This is a genomic window from Ilumatobacter sp. (assembly GCF_049588435.1).
GTDB lineage: Bacteria > Actinomycetota > Acidimicrobiia > Acidimicrobiales > Ilumatobacteraceae > Ilumatobacter_A.
Genome location: NZ_JBAVYV010000488.1, coordinates 1 through 13,362 on the forward strand (window position 1 = coordinate 1; position 13,362 = coordinate 13,362).

At 66.6% G+C, this 13,362-nt stretch carries 10 protein-coding genes; 4 read left to right on the forward strand and 6 right to left on the reverse strand.

The window, feature by feature from the left end:
* Positions 1–196: hypothetical protein (locus WBV89_RS18390; protein WP_423982784.1), on the forward strand; the 196-nt coding region annotated here is incomplete at its 5' end.
* 75 nt (positions 197–271) lie between these two features.
* On the opposite strand, the gene WBV89_RS18395 is transcribed toward WBV89_RS18390, so the two are convergent.
* The 3 genes from WBV89_RS18395 to WBV89_RS18405 are packed head-to-tail and all read right to left on the reverse strand — an operon-like array spanning position 272 to position 2,513.
* Entirely contained in the window at positions 272–1,024 is a 753-nt protein-coding gene (locus WBV89_RS18395) for an SDR family oxidoreductase (RefSeq protein ID WP_423982785.1), read from the reverse strand.
* Between the two features lie 53 nt (positions 1,025–1,077).
* Positions 1,078–1,560: an rRNA maturation RNase YbeY gene (gene ybeY, locus WBV89_RS18400; RefSeq protein ID WP_423982786.1), complete on the reverse strand. Its 483-nt coding sequence runs from the start codon at positions 1,558–1,560 to the stop codon at positions 1,078–1,080.
* The gene (locus WBV89_RS18405; RefSeq protein WP_423982787.1) at positions 1,557–2,513 is read right to left on the reverse strand and encodes a PhoH family protein; all 957 of its coding nucleotides are present in this window, start codon (positions 2,511–2,513) and stop codon (positions 1,557–1,559) included. The genes ybeY and WBV89_RS18405 overlap by 4 nt, the downstream gene beginning before the upstream one ends.
* Before the next feature lie 70 nt (positions 2,514–2,583).
* On the opposite strand from WBV89_RS18405, the gene WBV89_RS18410 reads away from it, so the two are divergent.
* On the forward strand, positions 2,584–3,711 hold the full coding sequence (locus WBV89_RS18410) for an AI-2E family transporter (protein WP_423982788.1): 1,128 nt from the start codon (positions 2,584–2,586) through the stop codon (positions 3,709–3,711).
* On the opposite strand, the gene WBV89_RS18415 is transcribed toward WBV89_RS18410, so the two are convergent.
* Positions 3,675–4,901, reverse strand: a complete 1,227-nt coding sequence (locus WBV89_RS18415) for a hypothetical protein (RefSeq protein ID WP_423982789.1) — start codon at positions 4,899–4,901, stop codon at positions 3,675–3,677. The two genes, WBV89_RS18410 and WBV89_RS18415, sit on opposite strands and share 37 nt — an antisense overlap.
* A gap of 203 nt (positions 4,902–5,104) precedes the next feature.
* On the opposite strand from WBV89_RS18415, the gene WBV89_RS18420 reads away from it, so the two are divergent.
* Positions 5,105–6,355 carry a hypothetical protein gene (locus tag WBV89_RS18420; protein WP_423982790.1) on the forward strand — a complete coding sequence of 417 codons (1,251 nt, stop codon included), beginning with the start codon at positions 5,105–5,107 and terminating at the stop codon, positions 6,353–6,355.
* Positions 6,356–6,366: 11 nt separating this feature from the next.
* On the opposite strand, the gene WBV89_RS18425 is transcribed toward WBV89_RS18420, so the two are convergent.
* On the reverse strand, positions 6,367–10,170 hold the full coding sequence (locus WBV89_RS18425; protein ID WP_423982791.1) for an adenylate/guanylate cyclase domain-containing protein: 3,804 nt from the start codon (positions 10,168–10,170) through the stop codon (positions 6,367–6,369).
* A 197-nt stretch (positions 10,171–10,367) separates the two neighbouring features.
* Between WBV89_RS18425 and WBV89_RS18430 the strand changes: the two genes are divergently transcribed.
* Entirely contained in the window at positions 10,368–11,204 is an 837-nt protein-coding gene (locus tag WBV89_RS18430) for an MBL fold metallo-hydrolase (RefSeq protein WP_423982792.1), read from the forward strand.
* Here the strand turns inward: WBV89_RS18430 and WBV89_RS18435 are convergent.
* Positions 11,191–13,260 carry a cyclic nucleotide-binding domain-containing protein gene (locus WBV89_RS18435; RefSeq protein WP_423982793.1) on the reverse strand — a complete coding sequence of 690 codons (2,070 nt, stop codon included), beginning with the start codon at positions 13,258–13,260 and terminating at the stop codon, positions 11,191–11,193. The genes WBV89_RS18430 and WBV89_RS18435 overlap by 14 nt on opposite strands.
* Positions 13,261–13,362: the final 102 nt, after the last annotated feature.

Here is a 13,362-nt window from a genome sequence, read left to right on the forward strand (position 1 = left end):
CACCCACACCCACCAGACGCCACCACCACCAATCCGCCGCGACTACGAAAACCCACTCGGCGAGAAGCTCGACAGCCGCTGGGTCAGCTTCATCGACCCCACCATCCCCCGCCACCTCCACCCCGACCTCCACCGACCCGACGCCGTCCACTTCGAGCGGTCCGAGTCGGACGATCCCGATCTCGACACCGGATGACGGGGAAGTGACCTGGCGGGTCGAACTGCGGCTTGATCAGCCGTCGCGGCGAGCGTCGGCCGGTCAGCGCAGCACTCAGCCGGCCGCAGCCGACGCGACGCCGGCACCGCCGTCGATCACGTAGGTCTCGCCCGTGATCCACGACCCGAGGTCGCTTGCGAGGAACGTCGCGAGATTCGCGATGTCCTGTGGGTCACCCAGTCGTTTCGTCGGCAGGCGGGCCGCGAGCGATTCACCGAAGTTGTCCACCAGGTAGGCGGCGAAGTCGGTCTCGACGAGTCCCGGAGCGATTCCGACCACGCGGGTCGGGCCGATCTCGGACGCGAGCTGGCGCGTCGTGTGGATCAGGGCGGCCTTGGTCAGGTTGTACACACCGAGACCGGCCTCGGCGCGCAGACCGCCGACGGAGGCGACATTGATGATCACGCCGGGGTCGGTCGAGAACGCGTGCTTCCACGCGGCCTGGCTCCAGAAGATCGGCGCATCGAGGTTCACCTGGAACGTCTTGTCGTAGCGCGGCTTGTCGACTTCCAGCGTCGCTCCGAAGTAGGGGTTGGTGGCTGCGTTGTTGACCAGGATGTCGAGCCGACCGAAACGCTCGAGTGTGGCCAGGACAGCACGCTCACCGGCGTCGTCGTCGCCCGCGTTTGCGGCGAACGTCTCGACCTCGCCCGACATCTCCGCGGCGGCGGCGTCGAGGCTGTCCTGCTTGCGACTGTTGATCATCACCTTCGCCCCGGATGCAGCGAACGACGCAGCGATCGCCTTGCCGATCCCACGGGATGCTCCCGTGACCAGTGCGACCTTGCCCTCGAGTGAAATCTCCATCCGGCGAGCGTAGGAGCCGAAGCGCTGCGGCTGTCAATCTTGCGGTCGCAGGATCACGCGTGGGTGTGGCGGAAGTCCGCCGGAGGGGGACCACCCCAGTGCAGTTCCGACAGCAGAGCCGACTCCCGCTCCCGCATCACCGCCGCTTCACCGGGATCGGCATGGTTGTGGCCGAGAATGTGCAGCACGCCGTGGACGACCAGGAGAGCAAGTTCGTCGTCCAGCGTTCCGGCGTGCTCTTCGAACTGTTCGACCGCCACCGCGGGACACACGACGATGTCGCCGAGCAGCAGCGGAATGCCGGGAACCGGCTCGTCGTCCATCGGGAACGACAGCACGTCGGTCGGCCCGTCCTTGTCCATGAACTCGGCGTTCAGGTCGGCGATCTCGTCGGGATCGACGAACGTGAGCGTCAACTCACCCTGTCCGCCTTCGAGGTCCGCTGCGCGTTCGGCGAGGGTCGCCCACCGCTCGACGTCGAGCACCGGGGCGTCCGGGGTCGTCCGCACGTCGCTGGCGACGACGGAACAGCTCACCCGTCGGAGCGTTCGTAGGCCGCGACGATGTCAGCGACGATCTTGTGCCGGACGACGTCGGACCCGTGCAGGTGGACGAACGCGAGATTCTCGATTCCGGCGAGGGTTCGCTCGAGGTTGCCGAGACCGCTCTTGCCGTTCGGGACGTCGACCTGGGTCGCATCGCCGGTGACGACCACGCGGGAGCCGAACCCGATCCGCGTCAGGAACATCTTCATCTGCTCGGGTGACGTGTTCTGGGCCTCGTCGAGGATGATGAAACTGTTGTTCAGAGTGCGTCCGCGCATGAACGCCAACGGGGCGATCTCGATCACCTGCTTCTCGACGAGTCGGGTCACCGCCTCCAGGTCGAGCATGTCGTAGAGCGCGTCGTACAGCGGTCGCAGGTACGGGTCGATCTTCGCCATCAGGTCGCCGGGGAGGAAACCGAGCCGCTCCCCCGCCTCGACCGCCGGCCGCGTGAGGATGATCCGCTGGACCTGCTTGGCCTGCAGTGCGCGCACCGCCATCGCGACCGCGAGCCACGACTTACCCGTCCCGGCCGGACCGATACCGAACGTGATCACGTTCTCCGCGATCGCATCGACATACCGCTTCTGTCCACCCGTCTTGGGCTTGATCTGACGACCCTTCGCGCCCTTGAGGATGTTGTGACCGAGGATCTCGGACGGATTCTCGTCGGCGCGCACCATCGCGAAGATCCGCTCGAGCGTCGGATCGTCGAGCGTCTGGCCCGTTTGCAGCAGCGTCACCAGCTCCTCGAAGAGACGGGACACGCCGGCCACGGCGAGCGTGTCCTCTCCCTCGACTCGGACCTCGTTCCCGCGCACGGTGATCAGCACGTTCGGGAACGCCTTCTCGATCATGCGCAGAAAGTGATCGCGGGGGCCGACGAGCGCGGTCATCAGATGGGTACCGGGAACGACGACGGTGGTCGTGGTGGCTGCGGGCATCAGGGCGACCAGCGTACGTTCCTCGACCGGGCATCGACGACGGAGCGAAGGTCCGATCTATGATCTCGACGTGCCGCCGCTCAGCGATGAATCAGTCGTACGCGGAGAAGTTGCCCGCCGAACCATCCGTCGGTGGGGCACCACAGGATGGTGGATCGTCGGGATCCTGCTCGCGGCGCTGCTGGTCTACACACTGATCGTGGCGTTCAGCGGCCTCGTCGTTCCGCTGCTGCTCGCGATCGTCATCGGAACCCTCGGTGTGCCGGTCGTCGATTGGCTCGAGCAGCACCGAATCCCCCGTCCCGCCGGGGCACTGATGCTGATCGCGCTCATCGGAGCGATTTCGATCGGGACCATGTTGGTCGTCGTCCAGGGCATCGTGCTCGAGACATTGGAGATCCGGGCCACCCTCATCGACGGAGTCGACTCCCTCGACGAATGGTTCGCGAACACCGACATCTTCGGCGATGCGTCCACCACCGTCGGCACCGGATTCGAGCAGGGCCACTCCTGGATCACCGGTGCGGCAACCTGGGCGACGACGGTGTTCTCGAGCACGCTGTCGTTCGCGCTCGGCACGTTTCTCGCGACGTTCATGCTCTACTACATCCTCGTCGACTGGGTGGAGGTCCGCACGTGGCTCGCTCGTCACCTCGGAGTCCCGGGCGAGCTCGGTGCTGCCATCCTTGAGGACGCGACGCAGGTCGTGCGCCGAGGATTCGGCGCCATCACGTTGACGAGCCTCGTCACGGCCTCCGTCATCGGAGCCGCGATGTTCGCCCTCGACCTGCCACTCATCCTCACGGTGGTCGCCGTCACGTTCATCACCTCCTACGTGCCGTACCTCGGAGCGATCATCTCGGGGGTGTTCGCATTCCTCATCGCGCTCGGATCGGGCGGACAACGTGACGCGATCATCCTGCTGCTCGTGGTGTTGATCGCGCAGAACATCGTGCAGACCATCGTGGGCAATCGGCTCACCAGCGACCGACTGTCGCTCCACCCGCTCCCGAGCATCATCTCGACCGTGTGCGGCGTCGCGATCGCCGGCCTCCTGGGTGCAATGCTCTCGGCGCCGACACTTGCGCTCGCGATCGCGGTGAATCGGCGGCTCAAGGAGCCGGCGCTCGTGAAGGGCATCGACGCCCCGGCGAACGGGAATCAACCGTCGCCGGACGATCCCGCGCTCTCGACCTGAGAAGCGGCTGAATCGGCCTCGGTGAGCGGAAGGATGCCCGCCGATCGCGCGATCGCGAGCCCGACCGCCCCGCCCAGGCATCCGACCAGGATCACGCTGGCATACGAGAGATGCACCGGATACAGCGTGAGGACGAACGCCATCGGGAGGCTGCCCTTGAGGAAGACGACGCCGACCGCAGCGATTCCTGAGATCATCAGCAGATCGGGGCCGATGTCCACGACCTCGTCGGCCAACACCCCGAGGGCAGCAACCGCCGTGTACGTCGGAAAGATCGGGCCACCGCGCCAGCCGGCGTACAGCGCAACGACCAGGGCGAGCCACTTGGCGACGACGATGTAGATCAGATCTCCGTTCCCGGTCTCGGGGAGCAGTTGGATTCCCTGCTGTCCCGAGAACAGAACGAGGCTGTTGGGCAGCGCGAGCAGTGCGAACACCGCACCGCCGGCCATGCCGATGAGGATCGGCGATCGGGAGAAGAACGTGGCCTGTTCGGCGCGCCCGACGACAACCAGCGCCCATGCGGCCGGAACGACGACGAGTGCACCGAACGTGAACATCGCGATCGCGTCGACAAGATCGATGTGTCCGTCGAAGTCGGTGAACCGGAAGCTGAGGTCGATCCTGCCGAACGGGAGCGAGTGGTAGGCCACGAGTCCCGAGACCGCGGCGAGCCAGTACGGGAGGTGATGCATGGTCTTGGGCAGCGAGTCGATCCGCTCGGCGCCCCACGCCTGACGCACGAAGCGGCCGACCCCGGCGATGCGGGAGTTGATCCACGTCGCCGTGCCGCCGAGCAGACCGGTGAGCGCCGCCTCGAACCCGACCGGCCCACCGAACGTGAGCGAGAGCACCGAGTTGACGAAGGTCTTCGGCGCCACGATCGGTTCGATGTGCCCACCGGCACGCCACGTCGCCATCGCCTCCTCGATGGGGCGCGGGTAGTTCCCCAGTACCCGCTGGCCGATCCCGACCAACGCTCCGCCCACGATCGGGACCGCGAACAACCACCACGAATCGAACGGCCCGACACCGAACTTGTCCGGGAGGTCGCTCCACAGGAACCCGATCCCTTCCTCGACCACCCAGATGAAGCCGCCGCCCACTGCTCCGGCGAATGCTCCCGTCACGACTGCGGTCAGGAGGAGTGCCACGAGGCTGACGGGTCGATTCGGTTCGCGAACGTGCATCGCCGAAGAACGTACCTCGCGGCTCCGTACGCAGGACGCACGGCCGTGGGCGGGCGCCGAGTGTGACCTGCGACACGTCGAACGTGAGTACGGCGAGGCAGAGACAGCGGTCACATTCGGAATAGGAAGAGCTCTAACCATCACATCCCCCGGAGGGCGACATGACACACGCAGGTACAACTCGAGGGCGTTTCGGCGCGGTCATGATCGCGGGGGTGCTGGTCGCCGGCACCGTCGGGCTCACGTCCCTGACCGCGTCGGGCGAATCCATCGAGGCGACCGATCCCGTCGCGGGTCCGCTCGGAACCCTCACGATCGACATCGGGCATCGGGACGGCACGGTCACGCTCGACCTCCTCGACGGTCGGACGTTCTCGCAACCACTCATGACGGAGAAGCACTGCGCGCAGGTCGGATACCAGCCGGTGACTCCCGCGTCGGACTCCACCGGCAACCTGGTGAACTTCACGGCGAGCGCCGTCGGATCCGCCTCATCTACCGCAATCGTGCAGCTGCACGCTCGCGCTCTCGGAATCAACACCCGTGGAAACTGCGGAATCTCTGGACATGTGATCGGGCCTGGGGAACTACTCGGGATCGAGCTCGGATCATTCTTCGAGCAGTTCTGGTCGGATCCGGCCACACCGTCCGTGTTCGCCGCGTCGGCCGAGGTGAAGATCGAGAAGTGGCTGAATCTCTCGGGGTCGTTGACCGTGGGTTACGACGGCGGAGCACAGGGAGACCCGGTGTCGGTCGCACGGGGCGGAGCAACCGTCGAGCTCCAACCACCCGACCCGTTCCGCTCCGTGACACTCGGGTCGACGTCAAGGTGGCCTCTGGTCGGGTTGGCGGTCGGCAGCCGCACGACGCTCGACCTCATCGGCCCCTCGACCGACTTCGAGGTCGCTGTCGAATGCGGCGAGCAGGTCACCGAGATCGGCGACACGGGCGAGATCGCCACCAGCGCAGTGTTCCTCCGTGGCGAGAACGGGACGAATCCTGACAAGCCCATCGATGCGTGCGAGGACGTCGGAGTGATCGTCGAGATCGAAGACGGTGCCGATCCCGGGGTGAGCGAGGATCGCGTGTACTGGAACAACGCACAGGTCGGCGTCGGCGGAACAGCCCAGCAGGTCGCAGGAACGATGTCGATCGAATGGACGCCTGTCGACGTGGGCGACATCGCCATGCTCGACAGAAAGATCGACTATGACGCCGACGGCGCGGCCGCCTACACCGACGTCCTGTGGTGCGAGTCGTTCTCGCAGTCGACAAACGTCGATGGCAACGTCACGTTCACCGCCGTGTTGCCACAGATCGGTATCGGTACAGCCGGAGCGAACGCTGACGGCACCGCTCCGTGGTGCCTCGTCGCGGACGATCGTGAACTGGTCGGCGGCCAGATCACCCAGACGCAGGTGTACTTCGGCAGCGGCGATCCGTGGGCCCGCTGATCACGGGCTGATCAGGCCCGAGCCGCATCGGGGTGGAGCACGCCGAGCCGGTCGAGGAGTCTTCTCGCCTCCTCGGCCGGCTCGGGCGTTCCCAGACAGCGATCGAATGGTGGGCCGATGTCTCCCGCGAGCAGCAGGAGTCTCGCGAGGTCGAACGTGAGAGAGCGTTCGCGAGCAGCGCGCACTCCCCTGCAGATCGCCGCTGTTGCCTCATCGACTCGCTCCAACTCGATGAACGCTGTTGCCTCCACCAGCGCAGCCGCAGCCTGGAAGATCGCGATTTCCCCGGCATCGGCACCGGTCGCACGTTCGAGGATGTCCAGACCCTCGTGCGGTCGTCCCGACCGCACGAGGCAGTCGGCGAGGTACACGGACATCTCGTACGCCGAAGCGGCCCGACCGCTGGCGCGCCACTGCTCGACGCCGGCTCGAAGGAGCCGCTCCGCCTCACCGAAATCACCCTGAGCAGTCAGCAGCCGCCCGAGATGCATCTCCACGAATGGTGCTGCGCCGTAGTCGGATGCACGAACCACCCGAGCGGCGTCGCGCAGCAGCGGCTCGGCCTCATCGAGCCGACCCTGGTTCACCAGCACCTCACCGATGTTCGCCGCCGTCAGCGACGCGTCGAGAAGGTTTCCGATGCGTCGATCGGCGTCGATCGCCTGCTCATAGCGCGTGACCGTCTCGTCCCACCGGCTGTCGAAGTATGCGATCACGCCGAGATTGTTGGTCATCTCGGCCTGACCCTCGATGTCGCCGATGGCCTCATAGAGGTCGAGGGCGCGTCGCGCCCACAGCGCCTTGTCCGTTCCGCCGAGCAGAGTCTCGGCCAAGAAGATCGCGTGGTAGGCCCGAGCGAGCGCGGCGTGCTCGCCGTGTCGCTCCGCGAGGTCGGCAGCGGCGAGCCCCAACGAGCGAGCCTGTGCCGCGTGTGACTGCCTCGATCGCACGATCGCTGCGTGCGCCAGGAGGCGAGCTTCCATGGCCTCGCCCGCTTCCACGTCGGCGACGGTCGAAGCGAGGCTGCGACCGCGCGTCGTCTCACCGAGCGCCAAGGAGTAGGCACCGGCGCGTTCGCGCACCCGGGCCCGGCGCAGATGGATCTCGGCGCGTGCCACCACATCATCTCCCGCGACCGCGGATGCCCGTCGGTACGCATCCAAGGCCGCGTCGAACAAGCCCGAGTGCTGGCGAGCATCGCCGAGGGCCACGAGCAGCAACCGAAGCTCATCCCTGCTCACACCGTCGAGACGTCGTGCAGCGTCGACGGCCCGCTCGTAGTGGACCGCGGCCTCGGATGCCACGTAGGTGCGGTCGGCACGCTCGGCGGCAACGGTTGCGTATCGGTAGGTGCGCTCGGCATCCCCGGCCTTGGAGAAGTGAAGGGAGAGCATCGCAGAGTCGATCTCCGCACCATCGCTCAGCGCCTCGATCGCGTCGCCAGCCTCCTCGTGAAACCGGGCACGCGACCGGAATGCCAGACCGTCGTACACCACATCGCACACCAGACCGTTCTTGAAGCGATAGCGATCGGGGCCGTCGGCTTCGATGAACCGACCGAGCTGCGTGATCGTCGCCTGGTCGAGTACCAGACCCTCCTGTCGGAGCACCTCGTCGACCACCGATCGCCGGAAGCTTCGCCCGAGCACCGACGCGCGTGACAACACGCGTTTCGACAGCGAATCGAGAGCATCCACCTGAGCGGCGAGCGTTCCCTGCAACGACTCCGGGACGGCGTCGAGCGAACCGAGTTCCTGCGCCGCGGTGACCAACTCGCCGACGAACAGCGGGCTGCCGGCGGAGCGCTTCACCACGAGGTCGATCTCATGCGGCCTCAACGGTGCGGCCTCGGTCGCTTCGATGGTCACCGCGCGGATCGTGTCGTCAGGAAGCGGTTCGACCGGAAGATGAATGCCGCGTTCGGTCCGGAATCCACCCTCGTCGTCGCGACGTACGCAGATCAGCAGCCACGGCCGTGAATCGGTCGTGGCGGCGATGCGTTCGAGCAGGTGGGCCGACGCATCGTCGGCCCAGTGCATGTCCTCAGCCACGAATACGAGCGGGCCATCGTGGAGTGTGCCGATGACGTCGAGTACGACGTCGGCCGTCCGATCTGCACGGAAACGCGGCGCGATCGCCGCCGACTCCTCCGTCGGCGGGATCGAAATCTGCAGAGCATCGCCGATCAGCGGGAGGAACCGTTCGTGGTGTGGTGCGTGTTCGCGGACGATTGCCGTGAGTGACCGGGCGAGCGCGTCCCCGTCACGTTGATCCAGCCCGAGCAGGCCCCGCAACGGATCGCGGAGGACCCGGTAGCTGTTCGTCGAACCGTACGGTTCGGCGTGCATCTCGACGGTCGGAGGATGATCGGATCCGAGTGCCTCGCGGAGCAGTCGGGACTTTCCGAGCCCCGCCGCACCGATCAGCGTCACCACGTTGCCCTGACCCTGCGCAGCGGCATCGACCGAAGCACGCAGCGCGGCGAGTTCGGCCTCGCGACCGCGCATCCGCAGGAGGTGGCCATCCGTTGCTTCTCTCGGCCCCAGTTCCTCACCGACTCGGTACACCATCTGGGGCTGCGCCTTGCCCTTGAACGTGAAGGGGCCCCGCGGCTCGGCGTCGTAGCGCACGCGAGCCGCCTCGAGCACTGCCGGATGGGCGTGAATCTCCCCCGGAGGCGCGGTGACCATGATGCGCGCCGCCGTGTTCGTCGTGTCACCCATGCTCGAGTACGCGGCCTGATCCGGAAGGCCGAGTTCACCGGCGAAAACGTGTCCCCGGTGGATCCCGACCTGGAGCTGAAGTGGCGGGTCCGCCTCGATGATCGCTCGGGCGGCGCGGAGCATCCGCCCCTCGTCGTCCTCGCTCGTTCGCAGCACACCCGAGCTGCAGAAGAACTTGCCGCCGTTCGCGTCCGCGTCGACTTGGAGAAGCTCGATCTCCTCGGCATCGAATGCTGCCTCGGCCACGCTCAACGTTCGGTGCAGGGCATCGGCCAGGGCGTCTGGGCCCACAGCTTCCAGGAGCTGGTCGGTCCCCTTGAACTTGAAGAACGCGATCGTCGCGACCCGGTGGATGGGATCGGGTGCACCGTTCTCGAGCACCGAGCTGATGTTCGGTGGCGTCACACTGCGCGCAGCGTCGACGTCGGTCGCCCGTGCAACGGGCGGCCGGACCCGGTCGATGACACCGGTGCGCCACGTGACCACGAGCTGTCCATCGCCTCGCGGCGTGGTGCTGCCGGCGCCGAGCAGTGAGGCCATCTGCTCACTCACGACGATCTGGCCCGCATCGGCGGCCGATTCGCACTCCATTGCCAGCGTCGTTTCCGGGCCGGCGAGTACGAGTTGGCGGTATCGATCTCCGACGAGGAAGAGGTGGAACGAGCCCGAGTGGGCGCCGATCGAGATGGCGAGCTTCAATCTGCCGACCGATGTGGGGATCTGACTCGCCCGTCTGAGGTCGCGTCGCATTTCGACCGCTGCCGAAGCTGCCTGACGCGCGTGGTCGTCACCGGTGAAGAGCAACAGCAGCGCATCGCCGCCGAACTTCAGCAGCTGCCCGCCGCGCCGTGCGGTGATCTCCAGCATTCCCCCGAAGACCCGGCTGAGGGTCTCGACCAACTCCTCGGTTCCGATGCGACCTCGGGTGGCGAGTCTCTCCGAGAGAGCGGTGAACCCGGAGATGTCGGCGAACATCATGGTGCCCTCGACGCTGCGCCATTGGCAATCGGGCTCGTCCGTCACCCAGTCGAGGACGAGGCGCGGCACGAAGCGTTCGAGTCGAAACGTGGTGTCGCTGTCGTGTGCTGCCAATGGTTCCCGTCCCGCCGGTCGAGCGTGCACCGGCGAACGTCAGTTGACGAGTGCTCGGCCGGTCATCGAACGGACATTATCCCGACCACGCCGTCGGAGACATGAAGAGTCGAGCGTCTGCCTGTCCAGCCGTTGACAGGTACCGCATCGGCGTGTGACCGTCCCACGCTCATCCGCACGACGGCTAACGTCGCGACGTGCGGATCTACCTGTGTGGCGTGAGAGGTTCGTCACCGTCACCAGGCCCGGAGTTCGCGATCACGGGCGGACACACGTCGTGCCTCGCCCTCGCTCACGACGGTGAGCAGCCCCGTCTGATCCTCGACGCCGGGACGGGGCTCCGTGTAGTCAGCGAGGTACTTCGACAACAGCCGTTCCGCGGCGCCATCGTGCTCTCGCACCTGCACTGGGACCATGTCATGGGCCTCCCGTTCTTCGCGTCCGGGGACCACCCGGATTCCGATGTCCGGCTGCTCGTACCCGAGCAGGGCGGAGAGGCCGAGACGTTGCTGGGTCGGATCATGTCGCCGCCGACCTTTCCGATCACTCCGAGTCAATTGCGCGGCCGCTGGCGCTTCGAGACCTACGACTCCGCGCAGCTCGAGATCGAAGGGTTCGAGGTGCTCGCCCGAGAGATACCCCACACGGGAGGACGCACGATGGGATTGCGCGTCTCCGATGCGACCGGCTCGATTGCCTACCTTCCCGATCACGCTCCCCATCAGCTCGGACCGGGTGAACATGGCGTCGGCGTGCTCCATCCTGCGGCGCTCGACCTGGCGCGCGACGTCGACGTCCTCGTCCACGACGCCCAGTACACACGGCAGGAACTCCCGGCGCGCAGTACGTGGGGCCACGCCGCAGCGGACTACCCGGTCGAACTCGCCGAGCAGGGCGGCGCGCGCCGCGTGGTGCTCTTCCACCACGACCCCTTCCGGACCGACGCCGATCTCGCCCAGATCCACACCGACGTCGCTGCCACGACGAATCTTCCCGTCGACCTTGCCGTCCAGGGGTCCGTCATCGAGCTGTGACGTCGATGGAGAATCGTTCCGAGATCTGATCGCGAAGTGCCCGCGTCGCCTTCCGCCGCGCGGGTCGGCGGATGACCGATTCCTTGCGCGCGAGGCGCTTCTCCCGTGCGACCAAACGCTCCTGCATCATCAGGGCGAGATCGTTGACCCACTCGGGATGGGCCCGCAGAATCGATTCGTACTGGCGCGTGCCGATCTGCAGGATCATTGCGGTATCGATCGCGCGCACGGTGGCATTGCGTCGCTCGCCGGTGAGCAGCGCCATCTCCCCGATCACCGCACCGGGACCCATCGTGTCGACAACTCGATCGCGCCCCTCGTACTCGATCAGCACCTCGACCTCGCCGTCGGCGACCACGAACAGCGAGTCGCCCTCGGCACCCTGCACCACGATGCGTTCGCCGGGGACCGCCAGGAGTGGGAGCGCTCCGGCTGCCAGCGTCCGGAGTTCGTCTCGCGACAGCAGCCGCAGGATCGGAGCGCGTCCGAGAAGTTCCTCGAACTCCTCGAGCATGCGTTCGGACTCGGCATCGTCGGCCGCCCTGCCGGCGGGGATGCGGAGATCGACGGTGTCGCCGTATCCGTCGGCGTGTTCGAGCACGTCGACGCGATCGGGATCGTTCATGATCGCCTCGAGCAGGCTGGCCCGCACGGGGATGCACTCGTCGTCCGTGTAGTCCATCAGGTTCCGATCCTTGGCCCACTTGGCGACCGAGTTCATCGATGCCCGGTACTGGTTGCACGCCGTCGGGTACAGGCCCTGCTGGCCGGCCACCCCCTGCTGTTGCCACATCGAGACCTCCCGCATCGGACCGGGGAGGTAGCCGAGCTCCGGAAACACGTCCGCTGTCTTGCGGAGCACCGCACGCTCAGCGTCACGAAACACCCGCTGCCACGTCTCCTGCGCGTCGTGGAGATTCGGGCCGGCGAGCAAGATCGCCTGCTTGAGGTCCTCGTGGTGGGTGTGCAGAAACGCCAACGTGGCACGCTTCTTCTGGATCAGGTTGAGTGCGGACACCGCGCCGGCCCGAGGCAGTCCGATCCGCGGCGCCGAGATCTTGCGCAGCCCCCACACCTCCATCCATCCCGCCACGTCGATCCGCTCGCGGATCTCCGCCCATGCAGCACCGCTTTCGAAGTGGCGTCGTTCGTCGGGCGTCAGCAGATCTCCCAGATCGTCGCGAACGGCCTCGACGATGCCGAGGCAGGTCAACATCTCCAGATGGACCCCCACGCGCATCAACCATGCCGGATCCAGGAGGTGATGGAACTTTTCGACGATGTCATCGACCAGTGCCGAGGTGTACAACGCGGCCTTCTCCGTTCCGATGATCAACACCGGGGCCCACGGGTGATGGATCGATTCGGGCAGCGCAACGGAGCCGGGCCACTTGGCGGCTTGCCGAACCACATCGGGAGCGACGATGCCGTCGAGCACGCGGCCGTACAGCGAACCGAGGTTCCGGACGTCGCAGACGTCGATCTCGACCGACGTGCCGGCGACGGCCACCCCGTCCCACCTCATGCAGATGTCGATGGTCGCGCGCCGCTGGAATCCGTGGGCGAACCCGAGATCCTCGTCGACGAAGTCGACCTCGGGATGGATCACGAGCGACCGGAGTTCGCCGTCGCCACGCGTGTCGAACTCGAGTCGCCGACGATCCCATCCCGCGATAGGTGTGCCCACCGCGTCGTCGGTGAGACCCTTCCACGACATCGACGCCTCGAGCACCAGGCGCGGATGGCCAGGCCCGACGTCGAACAGGATCACACAACGGTTCGCGTCGGGATCACCGCCGGTCAGCAATGCCATGCAGTCGCTCGATCCAAGGCCCGGGTAGAACTCCTCGACGTTCGATCGCCGACCCGGAGCGAACGGCACGATGCGACAGTACGGCACCGCTCCGAGAGAATCGGTCGCGTCGGCGATTGCGCGCAGGACGGCGCTCGTGCGATCCGCCGCCATCTCGCTCTCCACCAACACCCCGGAAACAGCGGACGCCAGCGTCACATCTCGAGCCGTCGACGATGCCACCTCACCGTCTTGAGTCGTCATCATCCGCCTTTCGCGCAGGAGCGAACACTACTGGCGTCGGCGACCCGGGGAGAGACGTGAACGAACCACGGTCGCGGACTCCGAGGGGGAGTCCGCGACCTG

What these genes read in the sequence shown, in the direction of transcription:
- WBV89_RS18420 (WP_423982790.1), top strand. Translation starts at nt 5,105, where the DNA reads ATGATCGCGGGGGTGCTGGTCGCCGGCACCGTCGGGCTCACGTCCCTG.
- WBV89_RS18405 (WP_423982787.1), bottom strand. Translation starts at nt 2,513, where the DNA reads ATGCCCGCAGCCACCACGACCACCGTCGTCGTTCCCGGTACCCATCTG.
- WBV89_RS18395 (WP_423982785.1), bottom strand. Translation starts at nt 1,024, where the DNA reads ATGGAGATTTCACTCGAGGGCAAGGTCGCACTGGTCACGGGAGCATCC.
- WBV89_RS18415 (WP_423982789.1), bottom strand. Translation starts at nt 4,901, where the DNA reads ATGCACGTTCGCGAACCGAATCGACCCGTCAGCCTCGTGGCACTCCTC.
- WBV89_RS18435 (WP_423982793.1), bottom strand. Translation starts at nt 13,260, where the DNA reads ATGACGACTCAAGACGGTGAGGTGGCATCGTCGACGGCTCGAGATGTG.